This is a genomic window from Paraburkholderia sp. JPY465 (assembly GCF_050436725.1).
In the GTDB taxonomy this organism is placed as follows: Bacteria; Pseudomonadota; Gammaproteobacteria; order Burkholderiales; family Burkholderiaceae; genus Paraburkholderia; species Paraburkholderia youngii.
The window spans coordinates 2,794,631-2,816,667 of sequence record NZ_JBNDMT010000003.1; the positions used below are offsets into that span (position 1 = coordinate 2,794,631).

26 protein-coding genes, 1 tRNA gene and 1 riboswitch are annotated in these 22,037 nt (G+C 63.4%); of the genes, 15 read left to right on the plus strand and 12 right to left on the minus strand.

What is annotated here, in order from left to right; all coding sequences use genetic code 11:
* Window positions 1-86: 86 nt before the first annotated feature.
* Together fahA and hmgA are read right to left on the minus strand one after the other, a co-directional pair.
* Window positions 87-1,385 (minus strand): fumarylacetoacetase, encoded by a 1,299-nt coding sequence (gene fahA, locus QFZ94_RS27530; RefSeq protein WP_429460810.1) that lies wholly within the window; start codon window positions 1,383-1,385, stop codon window positions 87-89.
* Window positions 1,382-2,728, minus strand: coding sequence for a homogentisate 1,2-dioxygenase (gene hmgA / locus QFZ94_RS27535; protein ID WP_429460812.1), 1,347 nt, complete (start codon window positions 2,726-2,728; stop codon window positions 1,382-1,384). The genes fahA and hmgA overlap by 4 nt, the downstream gene beginning before the upstream one ends.
* A 337-nt stretch (window positions 2,729-3,065) precedes the next feature.
* Between hmgA and QFZ94_RS27540 the strand changes: the two genes are divergently transcribed.
* Window positions 3,066-3,899, plus strand: a complete 834-nt coding sequence (locus tag QFZ94_RS27540; RefSeq protein ID WP_368585401.1) for a diguanylate phosphodiesterase — start codon at window positions 3,066-3,068, stop codon at window positions 3,897-3,899.
* A 41-nt stretch (window positions 3,900-3,940) separates the two neighbouring features.
* Here QFZ94_RS27540 and QFZ94_RS27545 read toward each other — a convergent pair whose 3' ends face one another.
* Window positions 3,941-4,726 carry an IclR family transcriptional regulator gene (locus QFZ94_RS27545; RefSeq protein WP_368585402.1) on the minus strand — a complete coding sequence of 262 codons (786 nt, stop codon included), beginning with the start codon at window positions 4,724-4,726 and terminating at the stop codon, window positions 3,941-3,943.
* Between the two features lie 94 nt (window positions 4,727-4,820).
* Between QFZ94_RS27545 and QFZ94_RS27550 the strand changes: the two genes are divergently transcribed.
* Entirely contained in the window at window positions 4,821-6,011 is a 1,191-nt protein-coding gene (locus tag QFZ94_RS27550) for an acyl-CoA dehydrogenase (RefSeq protein ID WP_429460814.1), read from the plus strand.
* Between the two features lie 74 nt (window positions 6,012-6,085).
* On the opposite strand, the gene QFZ94_RS27555 is transcribed toward QFZ94_RS27550, so the two are convergent.
* Entirely contained in the window at window positions 6,086-6,724 is a 639-nt protein-coding gene (locus tag QFZ94_RS27555; RefSeq protein ID WP_368585404.1) for a peroxiredoxin, read from the minus strand.
* 340 nt (window positions 6,725-7,064) lie between these two features.
* Between QFZ94_RS27555 and QFZ94_RS27560 the strand changes: the two genes are divergently transcribed.
* The 3 genes from QFZ94_RS27560 to QFZ94_RS27570 all read left to right on the plus strand — a co-directional run bounded on the left by QFZ94_RS27560 (window position 7,065) and on the right by QFZ94_RS27570 (window position 8,463).
* Window positions 7,065-7,367, plus strand: a complete 303-nt coding sequence (locus QFZ94_RS27560) for a DUF883 family protein (protein ID WP_026227987.1) — start codon at window positions 7,065-7,067, stop codon at window positions 7,365-7,367.
* A gap of 133 nt (window positions 7,368-7,500) precedes the next feature.
* Entirely contained in the window at window positions 7,501-7,890 is a 390-nt protein-coding gene (locus QFZ94_RS27565) for a phage holin family protein (protein WP_368585405.1), read from the plus strand.
* A gap of 57 nt (window positions 7,891-7,947) precedes the next feature.
* Window positions 7,948-8,463, plus strand: a complete 516-nt coding sequence (locus QFZ94_RS27570; protein ID WP_429460817.1) for a DUF3318 domain-containing protein — start codon at window positions 7,948-7,950, stop codon at window positions 8,461-8,463.
* Between the two features lie 85 nt (window positions 8,464-8,548).
* On the opposite strand, the gene QFZ94_RS27575 is transcribed toward QFZ94_RS27570, so the two are convergent.
* The 7 genes from QFZ94_RS27575 to glyA form a co-directional block, all read right to left on the minus strand.
* A complete protein-coding gene (locus tag QFZ94_RS27575; protein WP_429460819.1) occupies window positions 8,549-8,980 on the minus strand; it encodes a type IV pilin protein in 432 nt (143 codons plus the stop codon).
* Window positions 8,981-9,002: 22 nt separating this feature from the next.
* The gene (locus QFZ94_RS27580) at window positions 9,003-9,473 is read right to left on the minus strand and encodes a pilus assembly PilX family protein (protein WP_410842336.1); all 471 of its coding nucleotides are present in this window, start codon (window positions 9,471-9,473) and stop codon (window positions 9,003-9,005) included.
* 128 nt (window positions 9,474-9,601) lie between these two features.
* Window positions 9,602-10,408: a PilW family protein gene (locus QFZ94_RS27585; protein ID WP_429460821.1), complete on the minus strand. Its 807-nt coding sequence runs from the start codon at window positions 10,406-10,408 to the stop codon at window positions 9,602-9,604.
* Window positions 10,405-10,854 carry a type IV pilus modification PilV family protein gene (locus tag QFZ94_RS27590; protein ID WP_368585410.1) on the minus strand — a complete coding sequence of 150 codons (450 nt, stop codon included), beginning with the start codon at window positions 10,852-10,854 and terminating at the stop codon, window positions 10,405-10,407. Before QFZ94_RS27590 ends, QFZ94_RS27585 begins: the two co-directional genes overlap by 4 nt.
* Window positions 10,851-11,417: a GspH/FimT family pseudopilin gene (locus QFZ94_RS27595; RefSeq protein WP_429460823.1), complete on the minus strand. Its 567-nt coding sequence runs from the start codon at window positions 11,415-11,417 to the stop codon at window positions 10,851-10,853. Before QFZ94_RS27595 ends, QFZ94_RS27590 begins: the two co-directional genes overlap by 4 nt.
* A gap of 213 nt (window positions 11,418-11,630) precedes the next feature.
* Entirely contained in the window at window positions 11,631-12,113 is a 483-nt protein-coding gene (nrdR, locus tag QFZ94_RS27600) for a transcriptional regulator NrdR (RefSeq protein WP_008919734.1), read from the minus strand.
* A gap of 6 nt (window positions 12,114-12,119) precedes the next feature.
* On the minus strand, window positions 12,120-13,367 hold the full coding sequence (glyA, locus tag QFZ94_RS27605; protein ID WP_368585413.1) for a serine hydroxymethyltransferase: 1,248 nt from the start codon (window positions 13,365-13,367) through the stop codon (window positions 12,120-12,122).
* A gap of 178 nt (window positions 13,368-13,545) precedes the next feature.
* Window positions 13,546-13,672: riboswitch (ZMP/ZTP riboswitch) on the minus strand.
* A gap of 247 nt (window positions 13,673-13,919) precedes the next feature.
* Here glyA and ydfG point away from each other — a divergent pair.
* The 9 genes from ydfG (at window position 13,920) to QFZ94_RS27650 (ending at window position 20,667) form a co-directional block, all read left to right on the plus strand.
* Window positions 13,920-14,666 (plus strand): bifunctional NADP-dependent 3-hydroxy acid dehydrogenase/3-hydroxypropionate dehydrogenase YdfG, encoded by a 747-nt coding sequence (gene ydfG / locus QFZ94_RS27610; RefSeq protein WP_429460826.1) that lies wholly within the window; start codon window positions 13,920-13,922, stop codon window positions 14,664-14,666.
* A gap of 200 nt (window positions 14,667-14,866) precedes the next feature.
* On the plus strand, window positions 14,867-15,331 hold the full coding sequence (gene ybgC, locus QFZ94_RS27615; protein WP_410848097.1) for a tol-pal system-associated acyl-CoA thioesterase: 465 nt from the start codon (window positions 14,867-14,869) through the stop codon (window positions 15,329-15,331).
* A 187-nt stretch (window positions 15,332-15,518) separates the two neighbouring features.
* On the plus strand, window positions 15,519-16,196 hold the full coding sequence (gene tolQ, locus QFZ94_RS27620) for a protein TolQ (protein WP_006047860.1): 678 nt from the start codon (window positions 15,519-15,521) through the stop codon (window positions 16,194-16,196).
* A gap of 10 nt (window positions 16,197-16,206) precedes the next feature.
* Window positions 16,207-16,653 carry a protein TolR gene (gene tolR / locus QFZ94_RS27625; RefSeq protein ID WP_429460828.1) on the plus strand — a complete coding sequence of 149 codons (447 nt, stop codon included), beginning with the start codon at window positions 16,207-16,209 and terminating at the stop codon, window positions 16,651-16,653.
* Window positions 16,650-17,666, plus strand: coding sequence for a cell envelope integrity protein TolA (gene tolA / locus QFZ94_RS27630; RefSeq protein ID WP_429460830.1), 1,017 nt, complete (start codon window positions 16,650-16,652; stop codon window positions 17,664-17,666). The genes tolR and tolA overlap by 4 nt, the downstream gene beginning before the upstream one ends.
* Before the next feature lie 138 nt (window positions 17,667-17,804).
* On the plus strand, window positions 17,805-19,097 hold the full coding sequence (gene tolB / locus QFZ94_RS27635; RefSeq protein WP_410848098.1) for a Tol-Pal system beta propeller repeat protein TolB: 1,293 nt from the start codon (window positions 17,805-17,807) through the stop codon (window positions 19,095-19,097).
* 32 nt (window positions 19,098-19,129) lie between these two features.
* Window positions 19,130-19,636, plus strand: a complete 507-nt coding sequence (gene pal, locus QFZ94_RS27640) for a peptidoglycan-associated lipoprotein Pal (protein ID WP_368585417.1) — start codon at window positions 19,130-19,132, stop codon at window positions 19,634-19,636.
* 20 nt (window positions 19,637-19,656) lie between these two features.
* Window positions 19,657-20,406, plus strand: coding sequence for a tol-pal system protein YbgF (gene ybgF, locus QFZ94_RS27645; protein WP_368585418.1), 750 nt, complete (start codon window positions 19,657-19,659; stop codon window positions 20,404-20,406).
* A 185-nt stretch (window positions 20,407-20,591) separates the two neighbouring features.
* A tRNA-Lys gene (locus tag QFZ94_RS27650) sits at window positions 20,592-20,667 on the plus strand.
* Window positions 20,668-20,848: 181 nt separating this feature from the next.
* On the opposite strand, the gene QFZ94_RS27655 is transcribed toward QFZ94_RS27650, so the two are convergent.
* Window positions 20,849-21,172, minus strand: coding sequence for a hypothetical protein (locus QFZ94_RS27655; protein ID WP_429460833.1), 324 nt, complete (start codon window positions 21,170-21,172; stop codon window positions 20,849-20,851).
* A gap of 439 nt (window positions 21,173-21,611) precedes the next feature.
* Here QFZ94_RS27655 and QFZ94_RS27660 point away from each other — a divergent pair, with 439 nt between their 5' ends.
* On the plus strand, window positions 21,612-21,986 hold the full coding sequence (locus tag QFZ94_RS27660) for a hypothetical protein (protein ID WP_429460835.1): 375 nt from the start codon (window positions 21,612-21,614) through the stop codon (window positions 21,984-21,986).
* Window positions 21,987-22,037: the final 51 nt, after the last annotated feature.

The following is a 22,037-nucleotide window of genomic DNA, read 5'->3' on the forward strand; positions in this document are numbered from 1 at the left end:
TTGCGACACGGCACGGCCAAGGTCTCGCACAAACGACGAGGGCCGGCATTCGCTGCCGGCCCTCGTTCATCGTGACTGCCGCGCGCTCACTCTCGCGCCGGCAGAATCTCTCCGGCACACGCGCCGAACCCGACGCGATACCCGTCGCCCTGGCACCAGCCCACCAGCGTCAGCACATCGCCGTCCTCGATGAACGTGCGCGTACCGCCCTCGTGCAGCTCCAGCGGCTTCTTGCCGTTCCACGTCAGTTCGAGCAGGCTGCCGTACGAATCCTCGGTCGGCCCGCTGATCGTCCCCGAGCCCATCAGGTCGCCCACCCGCGTATTGCAACCCGACACCGTGTGATGCGCGAGCTGCTGCGCCATCGTCCAGTACATGTATTTGAAGTTGGTCCGCGCGATCGTGCTCGCTTGCCGCGCGTGTGGCGCGCGCAAGCTCACTTCGAGATGAATGTCGAACGCATGCTTTCCTCGATGCCGCAGATACGCGAGCGGCTCCGGCTCCTGCACCGGCTGCGCGACGCGGAATGGTTCGAGCGCATCGAGCGTGACGACCCACGGCGAGATCGTCGTCGCGAAGGTCTTCGCGTTGAACGGACCGAGCGGCACGTATTCCCATTGCTGGATGTCGCGCGCGCTCCAGTCATTCAGCAGCACCATGCCGAAGATGTGCGCCTCCGCGTCCTCGCATGCGATCGGCTCGCCCAGCGCATTGCCGCCGCCGATAATGAAACCCGTCTCCAGTTCGATATCGAGCTTGCGGCACGCGCCGAACACCGGGCGCTCCTGATCGGGCAACTTGAGTTGACCATTGGGGCGACGCACCGGCGTGCCGCTCACGACCACCGACGACGCCCGTCCGTTGTAGCCGATCGGCATCTCCGACCAGTTCGGCAGCAGCGCATTCTTCGGATCGCGGAACATCGAGCCGACATTGGTCGCGTGCTCCTTCGACGAATAGAAATCCGTGTAGCCCGGAATCTGCACCGGCAGATGCAGACGCGCATCGGCCTGATTCACCAGCACCTTCGCGCGCAACACGGCATCGTCGCGTAGCGTCGCGGTGTCGCGCGCGAGCAGTTGGCTCAGCTGGATTCGAACGCTGCGCCATGCGTCGCGGCCAAGCGCGATGAAATCGTTCAGCGCATCGCGCGCGAACACGTTCTGCGCCGGCACGTTCAGCAGACCCGCTGCCTGCAACGCGCCGAGATCGACGATCTGATCGCCGATCGCGACGCCGACGCGCCGCGCGTCGTTGCCACGATCGCTGAAAATGCCGAACGGCAGGTTCTGGATCGGGAAGTCGCTCGCCGGCTCGTTGGCCGACTCGATCCAGCTCTTGCGCGACGCATCGAGCGTCGCCTGGAGATCGTTCACCGCGTTCATCGTTGCTCCGGATTGAAGTGTTTCTTGAGGCCTTGCCAGCACTCGTAGTAATGCGCCTGCAGTTGCGCGGTTTCGAGCGCGAAGCGCGTCGGCTTGATCAGCGTGCGCGTCTCGAACATGAAGGCCATGGTGTCGTCGACCTTCTTCGGCATCGAGGTATCGACATGCGACGCTTTCTCGAACGTGTCCGCGTCCGGACCGTGGCCCGTCATGCAGTTGTGCAGGCTCGCGCCGCCGGGCACGAAGCCCTCGGCCTTCGCGTCGTAGACGCCATGCACGAGACCCATGAACTCGCTCGCGACGTTGCGATGGAACCATGGCGGGCGGAATGTATCTTCAGCCGCGAGCCAGCGCGGCGGGAAGATCACGAAGTCGATCGTATCGACGCCCGGCGTGTCGCTTTGCGATTGCAGCACGAGGAAGATCGACGGGTCCGGATGGTCGAAGCTGATCGAGCCGATCGTGTTGAAGCGGCGCAGGTCGTACTTGTACGGCGCGTAGTTGCCGTGCCATGCCACGACGTCGAGCGGCGAATGGCCGATGTCCGCGCGCCACAGATTGCCGTTCATCTTCGCGACGAGTTCGAACGCGCCCTCGCGGTCTTCGTACGCGGCGTGCGGCGTCAGGAAATCGCGCGGATTCGCGAGACCGTTGGAGCCGATAGGCCCCAGTTCCGGCAGACGCAGCAACGCACCGAAGTTCTCGCAGATATAGCCGCGCGCGCTGCCGTCCGGCAGGCTCACCGCGAAGCGCACGCCGCGCGGAATCACCGCGATCTCGAACGGCTCGATATCGATGCGGCCCATTTCGGTCGCGATATACAGGCGGCCCTGTTGCGGCACGATCAGCAGTTCGCCGTCGGCGTTGTAGAAGAAGCGGTCCTGCATCGAACGGTTCGCTGCGTACAGATGGATCGCGCAACCGTTCATCGCTTCGGCCGAGCCGTTGCCTGCCATGGTCACCCAGCCGTCGATGAAATCGGTCGGTTCGGACGGCATTGGCAGCGGGTCCCAGCGCAGCTGGTTCGGCGGCGTCGGCGGCACCTCGGCGAAGTTCGCGACGAGCCGCTCCGACGGCATCATCGTGAACGGCTTGTGCATCGCCGCGGGACGAATCCGGTACAGCCACGAGCGACGGTTGTGACCGCGTGGCGCCGTAAACGCGGTACCCGAAATCTGCTCGGCATACAAACCATAGGCCGCGCGCTGCGGCGAGTTGCGGCCGGTCGGCAGCGCGCCAGGCAACGCCTCGGTTGCGAATTCGTTCGCGAAACCCGACTGATAGCCGGGCTCGATTTCAGGTCGCAGGCGTTGGTCGGCCGGCGTACGTGTTGAGGTATCCATACAAGGTTCTCCGCGAGTTGCTCGATTCTTTCCCGATTACGTGATCTTTGCAGTCACGCTCAGGCCGGCTCGGCTTCGGACGCGCGAACTGGTGAAATCACGTTTTACGCATAGTAAAACTAATTACGAATAGTGAAACTAACGTATACCCTTGGAAGCGGGCATGCCAACCTCGTGATTGCACGCTGAGCCCCGGCCCATAAGCGTCAGGCCAATAACGTTATGAGCATTTTGTTAATCCGCGCAGGGCGCGTACTGCTACCATCAATGGATGCGGCCATCGCGTCGCGCAGCCACGCGCCCGGTGCGCGTTCATCGTCGCCTTTCACTCGCCTTCATGATTTCGCCGACCATCCCCGATCTGATCGCCCGCGCCGCTCATCACCCGTTTCTCGGCGAGCATCTGGCCATGGGACAAGGCGCGCACGCAGGCATCGCGCTCGCGCATTTCGACGGCATCGAGCTCACGAGCGCCTACGAGCCGATCTTCGACATCAGCGTGCATGGGCTCGCGCAGTCGCTATCATGCGGCGCGGAAGGAGTCGACCGTTTCGGCGATGAGCTCGGCTTTCAGGCGGTCACGCACCGGCTCGGCGCACCGCCGTTCGACGTGTTCGATCCGTTCGACAACATCGCCGACGATCAGCAGCTGGTCGCGCTTGATCGCATGTCGCGCGCGCTGCACGCAATCAACTTCTTTGGCCCGCAGCGGCATGGGCTGCTGTTTCTACGCGTGCACGAGAGGCTGCTGAAGAGTGTGAAGTACGATCACGGCCGGCATTTTTCGAGCGTGCTGACGTCGTTCAATCTGAATCCGACGCGCATCGTCATCGAACTGCCGGCGGCGGCGGTCGCGCACAAGACGTTTCTGGGTTATCTGACGCGCAGCTATCAGCACTACGGCTTCAAGGTGGCGGGCAATCTGTCGAACGCGGGGCAGATCCTGTCGGTATCGGAAACCGCGCGGCTCGATTTCATCAAGATGGATGCGACGGCCGCATTGCGCGACGCGACCGTGAAGCCGCTCGTCGGCTACGCGGGCCGGCTGCGGGTGCCGCTGATTTTCAATCGCGTGATGGACGAGACGCAGTTCTCCGCGCTACAGCAGTACGACGTGCGGTTCGTGCAAGGTCCATTGTTCAACGCGCATTATCACGACCGGGCGGCGTGACACGGCGTGGGCCCGGTTGGCCCGGGCGCCCCGGCCTTCGCTCAGCCCGGCTCCCCCAGCCGCGCCGCGAGCGCCTTCAGACGCGGCGCGACGTTCTCGCGAAACACCTCCTCCCCCATCGACGACGCCGGCCCGCTACAGCTGAGCACGAGCCAGCGGTTTTCGCGCGGCTCGCGAAACGGCACCGCGACCGCGTTCACGTCGTCATGCCACGCACGAAACGAGTAGCAGCAGCGTTCGGTCGCGAACGCGGCGATCTCCTGTTCGGCTTCGGCGACCAGCATCGCGCCCGCCCTGCCTGCCGCTTTTTTCAGTTCCGCGAGTAACGCAGTACGCGCGTCGAGCGGCTGCACGGCGAGATATGCGCGGCCCATCGAGCTCGTCAGCATCGACAGTTTCGAGCCGGATGCGAGGCCGAGCGTCAACGCGGTTTCGCTGCGGATCGTCTCCAGATACACCATGTCGAGCCCATCCCGGCAGCCGAGCGAAACCGCCGCGCCGACCTCGCGCGCGAGGCTGCGAAGGTGCGGGCGCGCGAGTTCGAGTATGTCGCTGCCCGATAGCAGCGCGAAGCCGAGCGACAGCACGCCCGCATCGAGCGCATATTTGCCGTGTCTTTCGTCGAGCCGCAGATAGCCGAGCACGGTCAGCGTGTAGGCGAGCCGGTTCACGGTTGCCTTCGGCAAACCCGTGCGTTCGACGAAATCGCGATTGCCGAGCATCGTGTCGCCCGGCTGGAACGCGCGCAACAGGTCCAGCCCGCGGGCAAGGGCGACGACGAATTTGCGTTCGTCGAGCGGAGCGGAGAAAGTGGATGGCAGCGTCATAGGGTGCTACACTCGGGCGTCGTTTGCAAAACATTGTTTCGCAAGGCGGAACTCAAGTCAAGCTTGTTCTGAGCGTGAAATCAGGAGATACGTCATGGCCGTAGCCGCGCAGTTTCACTGGGAAGACCCGTTGCTGCTGGATCAGCAGTTGACCGAAGACGAACGCATGGTGCGCGATGCCGCCGCGGCTTACTCGCAGGACAAGCTGCTGCCGCGCGTGCTAGAAGCGTTCCGCCATGAAAAGACCGATGTCGGGATTTTTCGCGAAATGGGCGAACTCAGCCTGCTCGGCCCGACGATTCCCGAACAGTACGGCGGCCCCGGTCTTAACTATGTCGCGTACGGGCTGATCGCGCGTGAAGTCGAACGTGTCGACTCCGGCTATCGCTCGATGATGTCGGTGCAGTCGTCACTGGTAATGGTGCCGATCTACGAATTCGGCTCGGACGCGCAGAAGGAAAAATATCTGCCGAAGCTCGCGCGCGGCGAGTGGATCGGCTGCTTCGGTCTGACTGAGCCGAACCACGGCTCCGATCCGGGCAGCATGGTCACGCGCGCGAAGAAGGTCGATGGCGGCTATTCGCTGTCGGGCTCGAAGATGTGGATCACCAATTCGCCGATCGCCGACGTGTTCGTCGTGTGGGCGAAGCTCGAGGAAAACGGCAAGGACAACATCCGCGGCTTCATTCTCGAGAAGGGCTGGAAGGGTCTGTCCGCGCCGGCGATCCACGGCAAGATCGGGCTGCGCGCGTCGATCACCGGTGAAATCGTGCTCGACGATGTGTTCGTGCCGGAAGAGAACATCATGCCTGGCGTCAGCGGCCTGCGCGGTCCGTTCACTTGCCTGAACTCGGCGCGCTACGGCATCGCCTGGGGCGCGCTCGGCGCGGCGGAAGCATGCTGGCACATCGCGCGTCAGTACGTGCTCGATCGCAAGCAGTTCGGCCGGCCGCTCGCCGCGAACCAGCTGATCCAGAAGAAGCTCGCCGACATGCAAACTGAAATCACGCTCGGGCTGCAAGGCGTACTGCGCCTCGGCCGCATGAAGGACGAAGGCACGGCCGCCACCGAAATCACGTCGATCATGAAGCGCAATTCGTGCGGCAAAGCGCTCGACATCGCCCGCCTCGCGCGGGACATGCTCGGCGGCAACGGCATTTCGGACGAGTTCGGAGTTGCCCGCCATCTGGTGAACCTCGAGGTCGTCAACACCTACGAAGGCACCCACGATGTTCATGCGCTGATCCTCGGCCGTGCGCAGACCGGTATTCAGGCGTTCTTCTGATGCCGCTGGCGTTCCGCTAAGTGCAAAAAAAGCCGGTTCATTCGAACCGGCTTTTCTGTTTGATGCCGCGCAGCTTACTGGTTCGGCTGCGGCGTCATGCGCAGGTACGGGCGCAGCGCCTTGTAGCCTTTCGGGAATTTCTGCCTGATCACTTCCTCGTCCTTCAGCGACGGCACGATCACCACGTCATCGCCCTGCTTCCAGTTGCCCGGCGTCGCGACCGAGTGACTGTCGGTCAGCTGCAGCGAATCGATCACGCGCAGCACTTCGTCGAAGTTGCGGCCGGTGCTCGCCGGATAGGTGATGATCAGACGCACCTTCTTGTTTGGATCGATGATGAACAGCGAACGCACGGTGAACGTTTCGTTCGCGTTCGGATGAATCATGTCGTAAAGCTGGGAAACCTTGCGATCGCCGTCCGCGAGAATCGGAAAACCGACGCTGGCGGCCTGCGTCTCGTTGATGTCCTTGATCCACTCCTTGTGCGACTCCGCGCTGTCGACCGACAACGCGATCGTCTTCACGTTGCGCTTTTCGAACTCGCTTGCAAGCTTCGCGGTCAGGCCCAGCTCGGTCGTGCAGACCGGCGTGAAGTCGGCGGGATGCGAGAACAGCACGCCCCAGCTATTGCCGAGCCAGTCGTGAAAACTGATGCGGCCAATGCTCGACTCCTGTTCGAAATCCGGCGCAATGTCGCCAAGACGTAGACTCATAGTGCATCTCCTGTAGGTATTCGGAACGTATCCAGATAAGGTCGCGGGCGTGTGCCCGCGACGGCCAGACGATAAAGCATAAGGCCGTGGTGGTACATGGCGAACCAACATCGCGTCAGTACTTTATGCGTTTTTGTAATTTTCTCCCGTTTGATGGAAACTTTGCGGGACAGATCAACTCAATCCGATACCGGTCTGGAGCAAAGTGCCCTCAAACGGGTGTTGCCACGCGCTGCCGGGAACGGATCGTGCGTCGGCGCCATGCAACCGGCACTAGGCTCGCCAGCGACCGTTTCTTTGGTTACGATTTACGCGTAGCGTGAGACAAAGGGAGCTGTCAATGTCGGAAGTCAACAAGGAGAGATTGATGTCGGATATCAAAACCGTCCTCGCGGACGCTGAAGACCTGCTGAAACAGGCCGCGAGCGCTACCGGCGAACGCGCGTCCGAACTGCGTGAGACCGCGCTGACGCGCCTGAAGCAGGCGAAAGAAAAAGCAGCCGACGTTCAGGTCGTGGTCGTCGAAAAAGGCAAGAAGGCTGCCCGCGCTACCGACGACTACGTGCACGAACATCCGTGGGCGTCCATCGGCATCGCCGCCGGCATCGGCATGGTGGTCGGTCTGCTGATCAATCGCAAGTAAAGGTCGGTGAGTCCGCCGGAGCAGGCATGTCCGGCGCACCGGCGATACAGGCGGACCGGCGCGAGCCACGCCGGTCCCCTTCTGCTGGCGCGCGTGCGCGCTGGCCAGGCCCTCACGCGCAACGCCCACAGCCATGACGACCGAAACACACTCGCAGCGCGCAGAACACAGCCCGTTGCGCCGTATTCTCAGTTCCGTGTTTGCGATTCTGCAGACGCGGCTCGAACTGGTGGGCATCGAACTCGCCGAGGAAAAAGACCGCCTGCTCGGCGTGCTGTTTCTCGGTCTTGCCGCAATGATGCTCGCCACGATGGCCTTGATCGCGTTGACCGCACTCGTCGCCATTGCCTTCTGGGACACCTACCGATGGCAGGCGCTTGCCGGCATCACCGCGGTCTACGCGATTGCCGGGCTCGCCTGTGCGCTGAAGGCGCGCAGCGGTCTGCGCAACGCGCCGCTGGTGTTCGAAGCGACCATCGCCGAGTTCGAAAAAGATCGCGAAGCGTTTCGCAGCCGCGACTGATGGGCAAGTTTGTCTGCATCCGATCCATCGCCTCATCTCCACTCCCGCCGACACGCCATGAGCCCATCCCGTCCCGATACAGCCTTTCGTAACAAGCGCCATCCGTCGAAGGATCTGAGCGCCCCGCATCTGCGGGCGCTACGCAAGGAATTGCTGCTCGTGCGCGCGGACGTGGAGCGCGTCGAGCTCGCGCAGGCCGTCTTCGAACTGCGCCAGGCCGTCACACATTTCAGCTGGCTCAAGTTCGTGATCCCCGGCTTCGGCGGCGTGCGCGTCGGCAAAGGGGCCAAGGCAAGCGTGCTCAACGCGGGCACGATCGGCGCATTGCTCAAGCAGTACCCGTTCATCAGTTCGGTCGTTTCGCTGTTGCTCGCCAAACCGCTGCGCGCGACTGTCGTCAGGAGCGCAAGACCCGCGCTCAAGTGGGGCAGCCTTGCGCTCGGCGCGTGGGAAGCGTTCCGGATCTGGCAACAGATGAAGAACGAGTCGGCGGCGGCGCGGGCGGCGGCGGCGGTTTCCGCTACCGCGCAGGCGGCGGCTGAGCAGGTCGATTCGACGAGAAGCGGCTATTGAGGTCGTGGCCGCTACGAGGGGCTGCGATCTGCGCTATATCGGATGTCCGCTCGCACGGCCGCGCGCGTCGGCTTTCAATCACCTGCTAACCCGTATTCCAGCATTCGCTGCTCGTGGGCGTCGCGCCGCTCGTGTCGTTTCTATTGCCTCGCTGACCTGTCGCATCTAGCGTGAACGTGCCACACGGGTCATCGCGCATCGGGCCCGCTTCCGCTGGCACCGCTTCGATCGAATAGCCGCCGTTCGTGTCGTCCGCGGGCAGCACGCGCACGCGATACACCGGCGCGCCGAACTGCGGCGCCTGATCGATGCCCGGTGGCAAGGCCGGCGCGCCATCGCTCGCCGCGGCCTCGACGAATTGCGCGGCCCGATATAACGCCGACGCCGCGTCGATATGATGGGTGCGCGCGATGTGGCTGCGATACGAAGGGATCGCAAAGGCGGCGAGCGTGGCGGCAATCGCGAGCGCGATCACGAGTTCGAGCAGCGTGAATGCGGATGTGTTCGGGCTTTTCATACGTGTCCAGTCGGTGCGTTCTTCAGAATGGTCTCGCGGCAACGCGCCGCCAATGACGCTCGATCGCGCCATCCTCGGTCACCAGTTCCATCTGCAACCAGACCTGTGACTCGCTGCTCTGCCCGAAGCCGCGCGCGGTCAGCAGATAAGCGCTGGCGTTGGGTCGACTCGCGAGACGCCAAGGCTCGATCAGGCATTGCGGCGCACGCGATGATCCCGGCCATTGCGACACAGGCGTGATGGCGCCTGCGTCGAACGCGGTTTCAAGCCTCCATTGAACCGGCTCGCCGGATGTGAGCGGCGCATTGGGCGCGTCGCCAGGTGCCGATCGCACGTTGCGCTCGCACAAGCTCAGCGCCGAATCCGCCGCGTGGAAAGCCTGCAGAAAGTCGCGCGTATTGGTCGCCGCGCGTGCGGCCGCGAGCGATGTTTCGAACCAGATCGCGGACGTGGCGAGCATCATGGCCGAGATCAACAGCACGATAGCAAGCACGACCCCGCGTTGATGTGCGCGTCGGGCACCGTCCCGACAACTTCGCCTGCCTAAGTGTTTCGCTTTTCCACCTGCCCCGCCGCATATGTCGTACGCGCGGCAGCGTTGCGTTGCTGCGTCACGGTCCATCACGACGATACCTCCGCGCGATTGCGCAGCGCCACCCTGCGCGAAAACGCCTGCCGAGGCCGCAAGTCGGTGCCGAGCGTACTCACGCCATCGCAATCGATGTACTTCGAGCGCCGTCCTTGCGGCGCGCCGCGCACCAGCACGCAGACATCTACCGCGACGATGTTCGTCCATTGATCCGCCGCGACGGCCGACGCGTTCACAGCATTGGCCGCACCGCTCAGCCAGTAGCGCAACCGCACGCGCTCGACGCCTTCGACCAGCGGCTGCGCGGACCCCGCATTGCCGCTGCCGACGCAGTAAAGCTCCGGCTCGCCGGTCGAGCCGCTGAGGTTGGCGAAGTACCGATTGACCACCGGCGCGCCGTGATCGCCAAGAACTGCGTCGCTGCTCTTGACGGCCTGGCCGACACAGTCGGTGACCTGCCCGCTCGACGATGGCCACGTCGATACGACGTCTGCGACGTAGCGGATCGCGACGCCATCGGAGCCGGTACTCAACGCGGTGCAAGTGAGGTTGTCGTCGGCGCCGGTCGGGCGACCGCCCGAGCAGCCGAACAGCGCAGGCGCCGCGTTATAACCAACGACATCGGCAGGAACGAAGCCGGCCATCTGCAATTGCTGGCCGATCAGCATCAGCGCGGTCAAGCCGGCTTCGCGAATCCGGGCCGCGTTGCTCGCCTGCACGAACGCGTTGCGCTGCGTCGTGTAAAGGGACACGGCCCCCGCGGTCACGATCAGCCCGAGCGCCATCGCGATCAGGAATTCGACCAGCGTGTGACCGCGTGGGCAATGCAGCCGCTTCATTGCGCGAACGCCAACGCGACACACGACGATCCGGCCGGTGCATCGACGCCGCCGCAAGGCTCCGCCGACGGGCCGATCCCATCGCCCGCAGTGGGCCGGTCCCGCACGGAAGCCCACGTCACGCGCGCCGCAGCGACTGCGCCGCTCTCGCCGACCGATGCGTCGCCGTGCGGCAGCAGAACACTCGCCCAAGCGCTCCATTGATTGAGTGCGGCATTGCCCACGGAAGGCGTGCGCGTCGCTTCGGCGATCGACTCGGCTATCCACGTGGCGCTCTCGCGCAGCGACATCGCGCGCGCTTCACGTGCGGTCCACACCTGAGCCGCGATCAACCCCAGCGCGCTCACCGCGACCAACGCGACCGCCAGCATCACCTCGATCAACGAACTGCCGCCACATGCCGACGCATGCGCACGCAACCGGGTGTGGAATGCGGGCCGTCTCATGACGTCGCTCCACACGCGCCTTCCGAGATCCGCGCGCGACCTCCTGCCGCGACACTGATGCAGCGCCGCCACGGGTTGCCCTGCATCGACTTCGATGGGCTCCGCGGCGCGATATCGAAACTTCGAAACGCGCCGATCAGTTGGCCGGCGGGCGGCGTGAACGTCATATCCGTCTGCACGCCGGCGATGCTCACCGCCGCAAGCGCCGGCTGCGCGCGCAACAACGACGGCTTGCCGCCGCGTTCGGCGAATACGGCCCATCCGCAGGCCCAGTCGGCGACGCCATCGGCGCAAGGTTGGCCCGACGCGAGACAGACGCGCGCCGCATCGACGCGACACACCGTGATACGCGCGCCGCGCCGCAGCGCCTCGCTGCGCGCGTAGGCGAAGGTGGACAGCAGCGCCTTCGAGCGCGCGTCGACCTGATCTCGCATCTGCCATGCGGCGAACGACGGCATCGCCATCACCGCCATCAGCATCACGAGCGCTATCACCGCCAGCGTCTCGACGAGCGTGAAACCGGCGCGGGACGGCCGGCGAGTTCCATTGATTTTCATCTGCATCCCTGAGCGTTTCGAACAGATGCAGCCAATCTAGCGATTTGCGAGTGCGCCGACCATCGTCCGAATGGCCAGGTGGCATTCAGACGTTAGCGCACGCAACAATGCACGTGACGATCGATCACGGAGGCGGGAGAAGCGATGCGTGAAGAAAAGCGCGAAATGCGCGAGGCAATGGATGCGAATGACCGCGGCTCAGCTGCGGCACGCGTGCGCTCAGCGCTTGCGGGAAGGCTTGGGCGGGGAAGAGGCGCGGCGAAATTCCTCGATCACGTCCTCGAATTCGGAAACGTCTTCGAAGCGCCTGTACACGGAAGCGAAACGGACATAGGCGATCGTGTCGAGCGCGCGCAACTCGTTCATCACGAGTTCGCCGAGGCGCTCGCTGCGCACCTCGCGCTCGCCGCTGCCGAGCAGCTGATACTCGATGCGGGCGACCGCCGCTTCGATCGCGTCCACCGCAACCGGGCGCTTGCGCAGCGCCAGTTGCATGCTCGCGACGATCTTGCGGCGATCGAATTCCGTGCGCGTGCCGTCCTTCTTGACGACCGACGGCAACGCCAGCTCGACCCGCTCATACGTCGTGAAACGTTTGTCGCAGGCCGGGCAGCGGCGGCGCCGGCGAATCGTCGCGCCGTCTTCGGATACGCGCGAGTCGACGACCTGCGTATCGGCGTGGCGGCAGAAGGGGCAATGCATGACGGCTTAGCCGTAAACCGGGAAGCGCTGGGTCAGCTCGGCGACTTGCGCGCGCACGCGCTCGATCGTCGCGGCGTCTTCCGGGTTGTCCAGCACGTCGGCGATCAGGTTGCCGACCTGCTCGGCTTCCTTCACGCCGAAGCCGCGCGTGGTCATGGCCGGCGAACCCAGGCGGATGCCCGAGGTCACGAACGGCTTTTCCGGATCGTTCGGGATCGCGTTCTTGTTGACCGTGATGTGCGCCGCGCCGAGTGCCGCCTCCGCAGCCTTGCCGGTGATCTTCTTCGCACGCAGGTCGACCAGCATCACGTGGCTCTCCGTGCGGCCCGACACGATGCGCAGCCCGCGCTTGACCAGCGTTTCAGCGAGCACCCGCGCGTTCTCGACGACCTGCTGCTGATACGCCTTGAATTCCGGCGACAGCGCTTCCTTGAACGCGACGGCCTTAGCGGCGATCACGTGCATCAGCGGACCGCCCTGGATGCCCGGGAAAATCGCCGAATTGATCGGCTTCTCATACTCGGCCTTCATCAGGATCACGCCGCCGCGCGGGCCGCGCAGGCTCTTGTGCGTGGTGGTGGTGACGAAGTCGGCGTGCGGCACCGGGTTCGGATAAACGCCCGCTGCGACGAGACCGGCGTAGTGCGCCATGTCGACCATGAAGTAGGCTCCCACCGACTTCGCGATTTTCGACATGCGTTCGAAATCGATGCGCAGCGCAAACGCGGATGCGCCCGCCACGATCATCTTCGGCTTGTGTTCCTGCGCGAGCTTTTCAGCAGCGTCGTAGTCGATGTCTTCGGCTTCGTTCAGACCGTAGCTGACCACGTTGAACCACTTGCCCGACATATTGACCGGCGAGCCGTGCGTGAGGTGGCCGCCGTGCGCGAGGCTCATGCCCATGATCGTGTCGCCCGGCTTGAGCATTGCGAAGAACACGCCCTGGTTGGCCTGCGAGCCCGAGTTCGGCTGCACGTTCGCGGCTTCCGCGCCAAACAGCTGCTTCACGCGGTCGATCGCCAGCTGCTCAGCGACGTCGACATACTCGCAGCCGCCGTAGTAGCGCTTGCCGGGATAGCCTTCGGCGTACTTATTCGTGAGTTGCGAGCCTTGCGCGGCCATCACGGCCGGGCTCGTGTAGTTTTCCGACGCGATCAGTTCGATGTGCTCTTCCTGACGGCGGTTTTCCTGCTCGATGACCTTCCAGAGTTCAGGATCGACGTTGGCGATGGTGCTTTGGGCTCTGTCAAACATACGGGTTCCGTTGAGTGTTTTCAGGTTGACCGGATCGTGCGCCGAATCCTGCGTAGAGGGTACACAGCGGGGTACGCAGCGCTGTGGGCGGCGAGGCTTGCCCTGACGTGGCGAGTGGAGAGTCGCCGCACACGCGAGGCAGGCCAGCCACCGTCAGCGCAGATTAATGCGCGCGGTTCACGGCTGCCCAGGCGAACGGCAAAACGGCACCCTGCGCTTCACGGTGGGTTGTTCCACCTTGAACCCGATTGGTTGAATCGGCTGAGTCAGACGACTCGGTTCTATCGCCAGTCACGCAGGGTCGAGCGCGTTAGTGTATTGGAAGAGGCCCGAATAGGCAACCGACTTGCGGGTGCTCCGGCGGCTGCTGGCGGGGCCTGCGGACTTTCTGGCGGCCCCGCTGGGCAACCATCTGACGAAAGCACGCCGACCGCGCCGCGCACCCGTTGCGCGCCGCCGCGGCAGCCGCCGATCCGGCTCGTCCATCCTTGCCGCAGCGCGGCATTGGAAGTAGGCTTGGGGCCTTTGTCTCTTACCGACCAGGGAACTGCAATGATCGTGTTTGTCACAGGAGCGTCGGCCGGCTTCGGCGCCGCCATCGCCCGCTCGTTCGTCAAGGGCGGCCATCGTGTCGTCGCCACTGCTCGCCGCAAGGACCGCCTCCAGGCACTCGCCGACGAACTCGGCGACGCGCTGCTGCCGTACGAACTCGACGTGCGCGACCGCGCCGCCGTCGAAGCCGTGCCCGCCTCGTTGCCCGCCGACTTCGCCGCGATCGACGTGCTCGTCAACAACGCCGGCCTCGCGCTCGGCACCGAGCCGGCACACAAGGCGAGCCTCGACGAATGGAACACCATGATCGAGACCAATTGCACGGGCCTCGTGCAGGTCACGCATGCGCTGCTGCCCGGCATGATCGAGCGCAATCGCGGACATATCTTCAATCTGGGTTCAGTGGCGGGCCGCTGGCCGTACGCGGGCGGCAACGTGTATGGTGCGACCAAGGCGTTCGTGCGCCAGTTCAGCCTGAACCTGCGCGCCGACCTCGCCGGCAGCGCGCTGCGCGTGACGGATATCGAGCCGGGCCTGTGCGGCGGCACCGAATTCTCGAACGTGCGCTATCGCGGCGACGACGACAAGGCCGCCAAGGTCTACGAAAACGTGCAGCCGCTGACGGCCGAAGACATCGCCGATTCCATCTACTGGATCGCCACGCGCCCGGCCCACGTCAACATCAACACGATCGAGCTGATGCCGGTCGCACAGTCGTTCGCGGGTCTGTCCGTACATCGCGGCTGAGTTTGAAGGCGGGCTGAGGCGGCGGCCGCTACCATTGGTCGCGCCGCCGCCTATCACCCGTGCTGACTTTTTTCGCCCGGCGCGCCGATATCGCGCTTCCAGTCCCGGCGCGGCCGGCAGAGCCGGCAACCATCGCCGCAGGCACCCACCGAGCGCAACACACACTTCGAAACAGACCCCCGAGTTTGCGTTCCGGTAGAATGCGCCGCATGAATATGTCGACCAGCCAGCCAGGCACGGAAATCGGCTATACGTGGTCCATCCGCGTGTACTACGAAGATACCGACGCCGGCGGCATCGTGTTTTACGCCAATTACCTGAAGTTTTTCGAACGGGCTCGCACCGAATGGCTGCGCGCGTGTGGCGTCGACCAGCATCGCCTTGCGGAAGAAAACGACGCGATTTTCATCGTGCGCAGTACCGCGGTCGATTACCGGGCTCCGGCCCGCCTCGACGATCTCGTGAAAATTATCAGCCGGATCGAGCGTCTTGGCCGAGCTTCGGTAGATTTCGCGCAGGAAGCCTGGCGTGAAGGCACGTTGCTTGCTAGCGGGTCGGTCCGGGTTGGCTGTGTGGACCGCGCGACCCTACGGCCAGTTGCGATCCCGCCTTCGGTTCTCGCCGCGCTGCGGCATGGACCGGGCGTCGGCGAGAGAGCGGACTGAACCACGGCGGCATGTCAACGGACGATACCTGAGCCTCGTTGTTACGGGGCCAGTGAACTCATACCGGTCAGGTAGCACAAAGCATGGTTCGGCTTCGATATCGCCGAAGCTTCCGTTTTGCCCACGGCAAGCTTGAAGCGGCTTTGCAGCCGGACGCCCCCTTCCCGGGACGTTAAAACGAACCTTTATGAACACTACACAAGATCTGTCGATCGTTTCACTCGTACTCAACGCGAGCCTGCTGGCCCAGGCCGTCATGGCTCTGCTGCTGTTGCTGTCGCTACTCTCATGGACTTTCATCTTCCGCAAGTGGTTTGCGATTCGCCGGGCGCGCGCGCAAACTGAACGCTTCGAGCGCGATTTCTGGTCGGGCGGCGACCTGCAGGCGCTGTATCAGAGCGCCGCGAACAACCGCCACACGATCGGCGCGCTCGAGCGGATTTTCGAGTCCGGCATGCGTGAATTCCTGAAAGGCAAAGAGAAACGCCTGAACGATCCCGGCGCGATTCTCGACGGCGCCCGGCGCGCGATGCGCGCGGCATTCCAGCGTGAAATGGACGTGCTCGAGGCGAACCTCGCGTTTCTCGCATCGGTCGGTTCGGTCAGCCCGTATATCGGTCTGTTCGGCACGGTGTGGGGGATCATGAACGCGTTCCGCGGCCTCGCAAACGTGCAGCAGGCCACGCTCGCGAACGTCGCGCCGGGCATCGCCGAGGCGCTGACCGCCACCGCGATCGGCCTGTTCGCCGCGATTCCGGCCGTGGTCGCCTACAACCGCTACGCGCACGACATCGACCGTCTGGCGATCCGTTTCGAAACCTTCATCGAAGAGTTCTCGAACATCCTGCAGCGCCAGGCACACTAAGGAGGCCCCGATGGCAGGCTCCCGCTCCTCCAGCATGCGCGGCTCGCGCTCGCGTCGCGCGATGGCCGACATCAACGTCGTGCCGTACATCGACGTGATGCTCGTGCTGCTCGTGATCTTCATGGTCACGGCGCCGCTCGTCGCACCGTCGATCGTCAATCTGCCGACCGTCGGCGGCGCCGCGCCGCAGCAGCAGACGCCGCCCGTGATCGTCAACATCCGCGCGGACGGCAACATGAGCGTCAAGTACAAGGACGACTCCGGCACGCAGCAGCAGGAAGACGTGACGAAAGCTGGCCTCAAAGGTTTCATCGCCGATCGGGCACAATCGCACCCGGATCAGCCCGTCGTGATCGCCGCCGACAAAACCGTGAAGTACGAAGTCGTGATGAATGTGATGTCCGAGTTGAAGGCTCAGGGCGTCAAGCGCGTTGGATTGCTGGTCAAATCGCAATGATCCGCAAGAACACCGAATATCCGCTTCAGCCACCGCGTGAACGCGGCACCGGGCGAGCTTTTCTGTTCGCGCTGGTGATGCATGCGCTGCTCGGATTCTTTCTTTATCACGGCATCCAGTGGCAAAACAGCACGCCCGAGGGCGAGCAGGCGGAACTGTGGACCGAGGTACCGGATTCCGCGATCCCGCATCCCGTCGTCACGCCGCCGCCCGCGCCGGTCGCCCCTGCCCCGCCCGTGCGCGACGAGCAGGCCGACATCGCGCTGCAGGAAAAGAAGCGCCACCAGCAGGAAGCGGCTCGCGCGGCGCAACTGGCCGAAGAGCAGCGACAGCAGAAACTGAAACAGCAGCAGGAAGCGGAAGCGAAGCGTCAGCAGCAGCTGGCGGCCGATCAGGCGACGCAGAGAGCCGCGAAGCTCAAGCAGCAACAGGAACAGCAGCAACAGCAGCAGGCCGAGAGGCTCAAGCAACAGCAGCTCGCCGAGCAACAGAAGCAGCAGCAACTGAAAGAGCAGCAGGAGCAAAAGCAGGCTCAGGCGGAAGCACAGAAGAAGGCTGATGCCGAGAAAGCGGCGAAGGCGAAGGCGCAAGCCGATGCGGCCGCACAGGCGAAGAAGAAGCTCGACGCCGAGCGCAATGCACGCCTCGCGCAGATGCAGGGCATGGTCGGCGGCGTGGGCGGCGGCAACTCCACGAGCAACGGGCTTGGGAAGACCGGAACTGGTAATGGCTCGGGCGGCACTGCAGCGACGCCGGCGTTCAATGACCGGGTGCAGCGGCGCGTTCGTCCGAACATCGTCTGGTCAGAGTCACCCGAGGGTCTCGAAACCGTGATCGCCGTCCGTTGCTCGCCTAGCGGCACAGTGTTGAATGCGTCCGTCTATCGCAGCAGCGGTAATCCCGCCTGGGATGCCGCAGCATTGCGGGCCGTGCAGCGTTCCGATCCGATGCCGCAGGACATCAATGGAAAGACGCCGGAAAGCTTCACTATCACGCTGCGTCCGGCAGGTTGAGGTGCTGACTGACAAGCGGCTGACGGCCCACGCAACGCCCGATCCGGCGCGGCGTTGCGCGGGAACGAAATAACCGTTTACCGGTCTGTCTGCTGTCTTCGAGTATTAAGTAAAACCGTTTTGAGGAACCCATACAGCATGAGTTTGATGACCAAGCTAGGCCTGCGAACACTCGTGGCAACGTGCCTGATCGCCGTCGGCGGCGCCGCCAACGCACAACTCAACGTCCTCGTGACGGGCGTCGGATCCACCCAGTTTCCGATCGCAACGGCGAATTTCGCCAATGAAGCGAACTCCCCGCAGCAGGTCAGCACGATCGTGCGTCAGGATCTGCAACGCAGCGGCAAATTCACGAATATCGACGCAGGCTCGGCGCCAGTGTCCGAGACCGATTCCGTCGACCTCGGCGCATGGAAGGCGAAGGGCGCCAATGCGTTCGTCGCGGGCAGCGTGAACCGCCTGCCGAACGGCCAATACGAAGTGCGCTTCAAGCTGTACGACACGGTCAAGGGCGAAAGCCTCGGCGGCCTCGTGCTAGTGAGCCCGGAAAGCGGTCTGCGCATGAGCGCGCACAAGGTCGCGGACTACATTTACGCCAAGCTGATGGGCAATCGCGGCGTGTTCGCGACGCGCCTGTCGTATGTGATCAAGTCGGGCAACCGCTACCAGCTGCAGATCTCGGATTCGGACGGCCAGGACGCGCATATCGCGCTGTCGAGCCCCGAGCCGATCATCTCGCCGGCCTGGTCGCCGGACGGCACCAAGGTCGCGTACGTGTCGTTCGAGAAGAAGAAGCCGATCGTCTATATCCACGACCTGCCTACGGGCCGGCGCATCGTCGTATCGGACCAGAAGGGCAACAACAGCGCGCCGGCGTGGTCGCCGGATGGCCGCACGCTCGCCGTCGCGCTGTCGCGTACCGGCAATACGCAGATTTTCGCGGTCAACGCGGACGGCAGCGGTCTGCGTCGTCTCACGCAGGGCAGCTCGATCGACACCGAGCCGACCTACTCTCCTGACGGTCAGTGGATCTATTTCACGAGCGACCGCGGCGGCGCTCCGCAGATCTACAAGATGCCGGCGCAAGGCGAAAGCGCGGGCAACGCGCAACGCGTCACGTTTACGGGCAGCTACAACACCAGCCCGCGTGTGAGTCCTGACGGCAAGGAGCTTGCCTACATCTCGCGCGTCGGCGGTGCATTCAAGCTGTACATCCAGGACCTGCAAGGCGGAACCGCTACGGGCCTGACGGACACTTCACATGACGAATCGCCGAGCTTCGCGGCGAACGGTCAGTACATTCTTTACGCCACTCAGGTGAACGGCCGTGGCGTGTTGGCCGCAGTATCGACCGATGGTCGCACTCGGCAGGTCCTGTCCGTTCAGGGGGGCAGCGTACGCGAGCCATCCTGGGGCCCGTTTATGCAATAACGTTGATGCAATAACACAAGGAGAGTAATCAAATGATGTCCAAACTTCGTTTCGCATTCGCCGTCGTGATGGTCGGTGCATTGGCCGCATGTCACTCTGGCGTCAAGCTCGACGAAAACGCCGGCAAGGGCGCAGGCTCGGGTCAACCGAATCCGAACGACGTCGCGACGGTCAACGTCGACCCGCTGAACGATCCGAACAGCCCGCTCGCAAAGCGCAGCATCTATTTCGACTTCGACAGCTACTCGGTGAAGGACGACTATCAAGCGCTGCTGCAACAACACGCGCAATATCTGAAGGGTCACCCGCAGCGTCACGTGCTGATCCAGGGCAACACCGACGAGCGCGGCACCAGCGAATACAACCTGGCACTCGGCCAGAAGCGTGCTGAAGCCGTGCGTCGTTCGCTGTCGCTGATGGGCGTGTCGGATTCGCAAATGGAAGCCGTGAGCCTCGGCAAGGAAAAGCCGCTGGCAACGGGTCATGACGAAGCGTCGTGGGCACAGAACCGCCGCGCCGACCTCGTGTATCAACAGTAAGTCAACGGGTGATAAGCCGAATGACGCATCGTTTCTCCTGGCTGCGGGTTGCCGCAGCGGCCTGCGTAGCAGGCTCGGCCCTCGTGGCCGTGCCCGCCCACGCGGGCATGTTCGACGACGATCAGGCCCGCCAGGCCATTCTCGATCTGCGCTCGAAGACCGATAGTCTGTCGAGCCAGCTGTCGGCGGCGCAGCGCACGATCCTCGATCAGTCCAACCGTCTCGACCAGCTGAACCAGCAGGTCGCGACGCTGCGCGGACAGAACGAGGACATGGCGAACCAGCTCACGACGCTGCAAAAGCAGCAGAAGGACTACTACACCGATCTCGACACGCGCCTGAAGAAATTCGAGCCGCAGCAGCAGACGGTGGATGGCGTCCAGGGCGAGGTGCAGCCGGGTGAAACCGATGCGTTCAACGCGGCTTCACAGCAGTTCCGCAGCGGGGACTTCAAGAGCGCGGCGGCATCGTTCCGCAGCTTCATCTCCAAATATCCGAGCAGCCCCTATCAGCCGACCGCGCAATACTGGCTCGGCAACGCGCTGTATGCACTGCGCGACTACAAGGGTTCGACGGCGGTCTGGCAAGGTATCGTGGCCAAGTACCCGCAGCATCCGCGTGCGCCGGAAGCGCTGCTCGCGATCGCGAACAATCAGCTCGAACAAGGCCAGAAGGCCGCGGCGAAAAAGACGCTCGAGCAGATCGTCGCGCAATACGCCGGCTCGGACGTCGCGCAGTCGGCGCAGAGCAAGCTGTCGCAGATCAAGTAGTTCGCGGTGGCGGATTGATCACGTTTTGATGTAGTTGTCGGCAGTGACGCGCAGTGTCCGAAGTGATAGCCACGCGCGCCTCTCGCTGGGAAGCCCGGGTAGTGATGCCCGGGCTTTTCATTGGCCTGACGGCCTTGTACTGTTGACAGGCCATCGGTTCGCCGATATAATTTCGCTTCTCTTTTGGGTCGTTAGCTCAGCTGGTAGAGCAGCGGACTTTTAATCCGTTGGTCACAGGTTCGAATCCCGTACGGCCTACCAAAAGATTCGAGGGCCGACATGCGAATGCATGTCGGCCCTTTTCTTTTTCCGTTGCCCGCACCCGCAAACGTCGAAAACGATGGCGCGCGACGCGCGGCTGCATCGGGTCTGGCAGCATCGGGTCTATCCGGTGACATCGAGTTCGGCGCGGACGAAAGCAGTCACCGCCGCCAATTCTCGCCTAGACGAGGCCGTGCGCGATGCCGCTCGGCCTCGCCCAGCGCTCGCTGTCGTTCGACACGCCGAAATCGGCGGCCTGTAATGAAACGGTGGTCGAGCTGGCCGTCGCGCGCTTTGCGCTGGCGCGCGCGAGAATGCGCTGCTCGTGCACGTAGAAGAATTCGAGTTGGCGTGCGTCGGACGCTTTCCGTTCGAGCTCGAACACATCCTCGAGCACGCGCCGCGACACGTGAAAACGCTGAAGCCCGCGGCCAAGTTGGATCTGAAAGACAACACCGTCGCTGTTATGCGGCACCGCTGCCCAGATAAGCGGAATGCTACTCATGGAGCCCCCGTAACTGGATCTTCATGTCAGGAACATCGACATTTGATCCTCGCACGGATAGACGCTCGGAGCGACTTGTCAAAATTTAAACAATGTCGATTTGGTGTTTTCACCACAGTGCAATCTGTTGCACAACTTCGAAGTCGGCGGCAATCGCTACGAAGATGACATACGGCTACGACAGGGCGGTGTCAACGGCGATTTCTTCCCTTGGGCCGACAGCGGTTCTCGCGTGACCGGAGGCCTGCGACTCTTCACATTCCAATTGCACATAAAAGCGCTCGAAAGAAAGAGTGACACGGTTATCGCTTCTTCTGGTTATTTATCGAGATGAAAAGATATGCAATGATCGCCGCCGAATCAGCGGAGCATGTCTGAACCTTGCGTGAGCATACGTTCCGGCAAACCCACGGCGCATTGCTTTTTCATTGAACCGATAATGACCAACTTTCTGTTCGATCTGCTATCGAACCTCGCCTTGCTCGCCATCGTGTCGATGGCCTGTCGACTGTATAACCGGTTTGGGTTGGGTGCTACCTTGAGTGGCCCGGTGATTTTCATCGTGCTCGCGCTGGTCGCGTGCGTGCTCGACGGCTTGTTGACCTTTGTCGTGTTCGCCGACGCGCAGAGCCGCTACGGACAATTCGTCCGGCCGACTTTATTTCTTCAGCGTGCTGGCGCATATGCGCTCGCAATCGTGATCGCTTTCTCGTGGCATCGCATGTCGACGCGCAGGCGAGCCGTGAAAAGCGACCAGGACAACCCAGTTGTCATCCACACGTCACCGTATTCCGAATCGCGGCTGCGCATGTAGGCGCGGCGCGCTCGACCGGCTTCTCACATACTCCCGCCATTTTTCGTCTCT

Coding starts and splice junctions, on each gene's coding strand:
- fahA (WP_429460810.1), bottom strand. CDS start 1,385: ATGAACGCGGTGAACGATCTCCAGGCGACGCTCGATGCGTCGCGCAAG.
- hmgA (WP_429460812.1), bottom strand. CDS start 2,728: ATGGATACCTCAACACGTACGCCGGCCGACCAACGCCTGCGACCTGAA.
- QFZ94_RS27540 (WP_368585401.1), top strand. CDS start 3,066: ATGATTTCGCCGACCATCCCCGATCTGATCGCCCGCGCCGCTCATCAC.
- QFZ94_RS27545 (WP_368585402.1), bottom strand. CDS start 4,726: ATGACGCTGCCATCCACTTTCTCCGCTCCGCTCGACGAACGCAAATTC.
- QFZ94_RS27550 (WP_429460814.1), top strand. CDS start 4,821: ATGGCCGTAGCCGCGCAGTTTCACTGGGAAGACCCGTTGCTGCTGGAT.
- QFZ94_RS27555 (WP_368585404.1), bottom strand. CDS start 6,724: ATGAGTCTACGTCTTGGCGACATTGCGCCGGATTTCGAACAGGAGTCG.
- QFZ94_RS27560 (WP_026227987.1), top strand. CDS start 7,065: ATGTCGGAAGTCAACAAGGAGAGATTGATGTCGGATATCAAAACCGTC.
- QFZ94_RS27565 (WP_368585405.1), top strand. CDS start 7,501: ATGACGACCGAAACACACTCGCAGCGCGCAGAACACAGCCCGTTGCGC.
- QFZ94_RS27570 (WP_429460817.1), top strand. CDS start 7,948: ATGAGCCCATCCCGTCCCGATACAGCCTTTCGTAACAAGCGCCATCCG.
- QFZ94_RS27575 (WP_429460819.1), bottom strand. CDS start 8,980: ATGAAAAGCCCGAACACATCCGCATTCACGCTGCTCGAACTCGTGATC.
- QFZ94_RS27585 (WP_429460821.1), bottom strand. CDS start 10,408: ATGAAGCGGCTGCATTGCCCACGCGGTCACACGCTGGTCGAATTCCTG.
- QFZ94_RS27590 (WP_368585410.1), bottom strand. CDS start 10,854: ATGAGACGGCCCGCATTCCACACCCGGTTGCGTGCGCATGCGTCGGCA.
- QFZ94_RS27595 (WP_429460823.1), bottom strand. CDS start 11,417: ATGCAGATGAAAATCAATGGAACTCGCCGGCCGTCCCGCGCCGGTTTC.
- nrdR (WP_008919734.1), bottom strand. CDS start 12,113: ATGCATTGCCCCTTCTGCCGCCACGCCGATACGCAGGTCGTCGACTCG.
- glyA (WP_368585413.1), bottom strand. CDS start 13,367: ATGTTTGACAGAGCCCAAAGCACCATCGCCAACGTCGATCCTGAACTC.
- ydfG (WP_429460826.1), top strand. CDS start 13,920: ATGATCGTGTTTGTCACAGGAGCGTCGGCCGGCTTCGGCGCCGCCATC.
- ybgC (WP_410848097.1), top strand. CDS start 14,867: ATGCGCCGCATGAATATGTCGACCAGCCAGCCAGGCACGGAAATCGGC.
- tolQ (WP_006047860.1), top strand. CDS start 15,519: ATGAACACTACACAAGATCTGTCGATCGTTTCACTCGTACTCAACGCG.
- tolR (WP_429460828.1), top strand. CDS start 16,207: ATGGCAGGCTCCCGCTCCTCCAGCATGCGCGGCTCGCGCTCGCGTCGC.
- tolA (WP_429460830.1), top strand. CDS start 16,650: ATGATCCGCAAGAACACCGAATATCCGCTTCAGCCACCGCGTGAACGC.
- tolB (WP_410848098.1), top strand. CDS start 17,805: ATGAGTTTGATGACCAAGCTAGGCCTGCGAACACTCGTGGCAACGTGC.
- pal (WP_368585417.1), top strand. CDS start 19,130: ATGATGTCCAAACTTCGTTTCGCATTCGCCGTCGTGATGGTCGGTGCA.
- ybgF (WP_368585418.1), top strand. CDS start 19,657: ATGACGCATCGTTTCTCCTGGCTGCGGGTTGCCGCAGCGGCCTGCGTA.
- QFZ94_RS27655 (WP_429460833.1), bottom strand. CDS start 21,172: ATGAGTAGCATTCCGCTTATCTGGGCAGCGGTGCCGCATAACAGCGAC.
- QFZ94_RS27660 (WP_429460835.1), top strand. CDS start 21,612: ATGACCAACTTTCTGTTCGATCTGCTATCGAACCTCGCCTTGCTCGCC.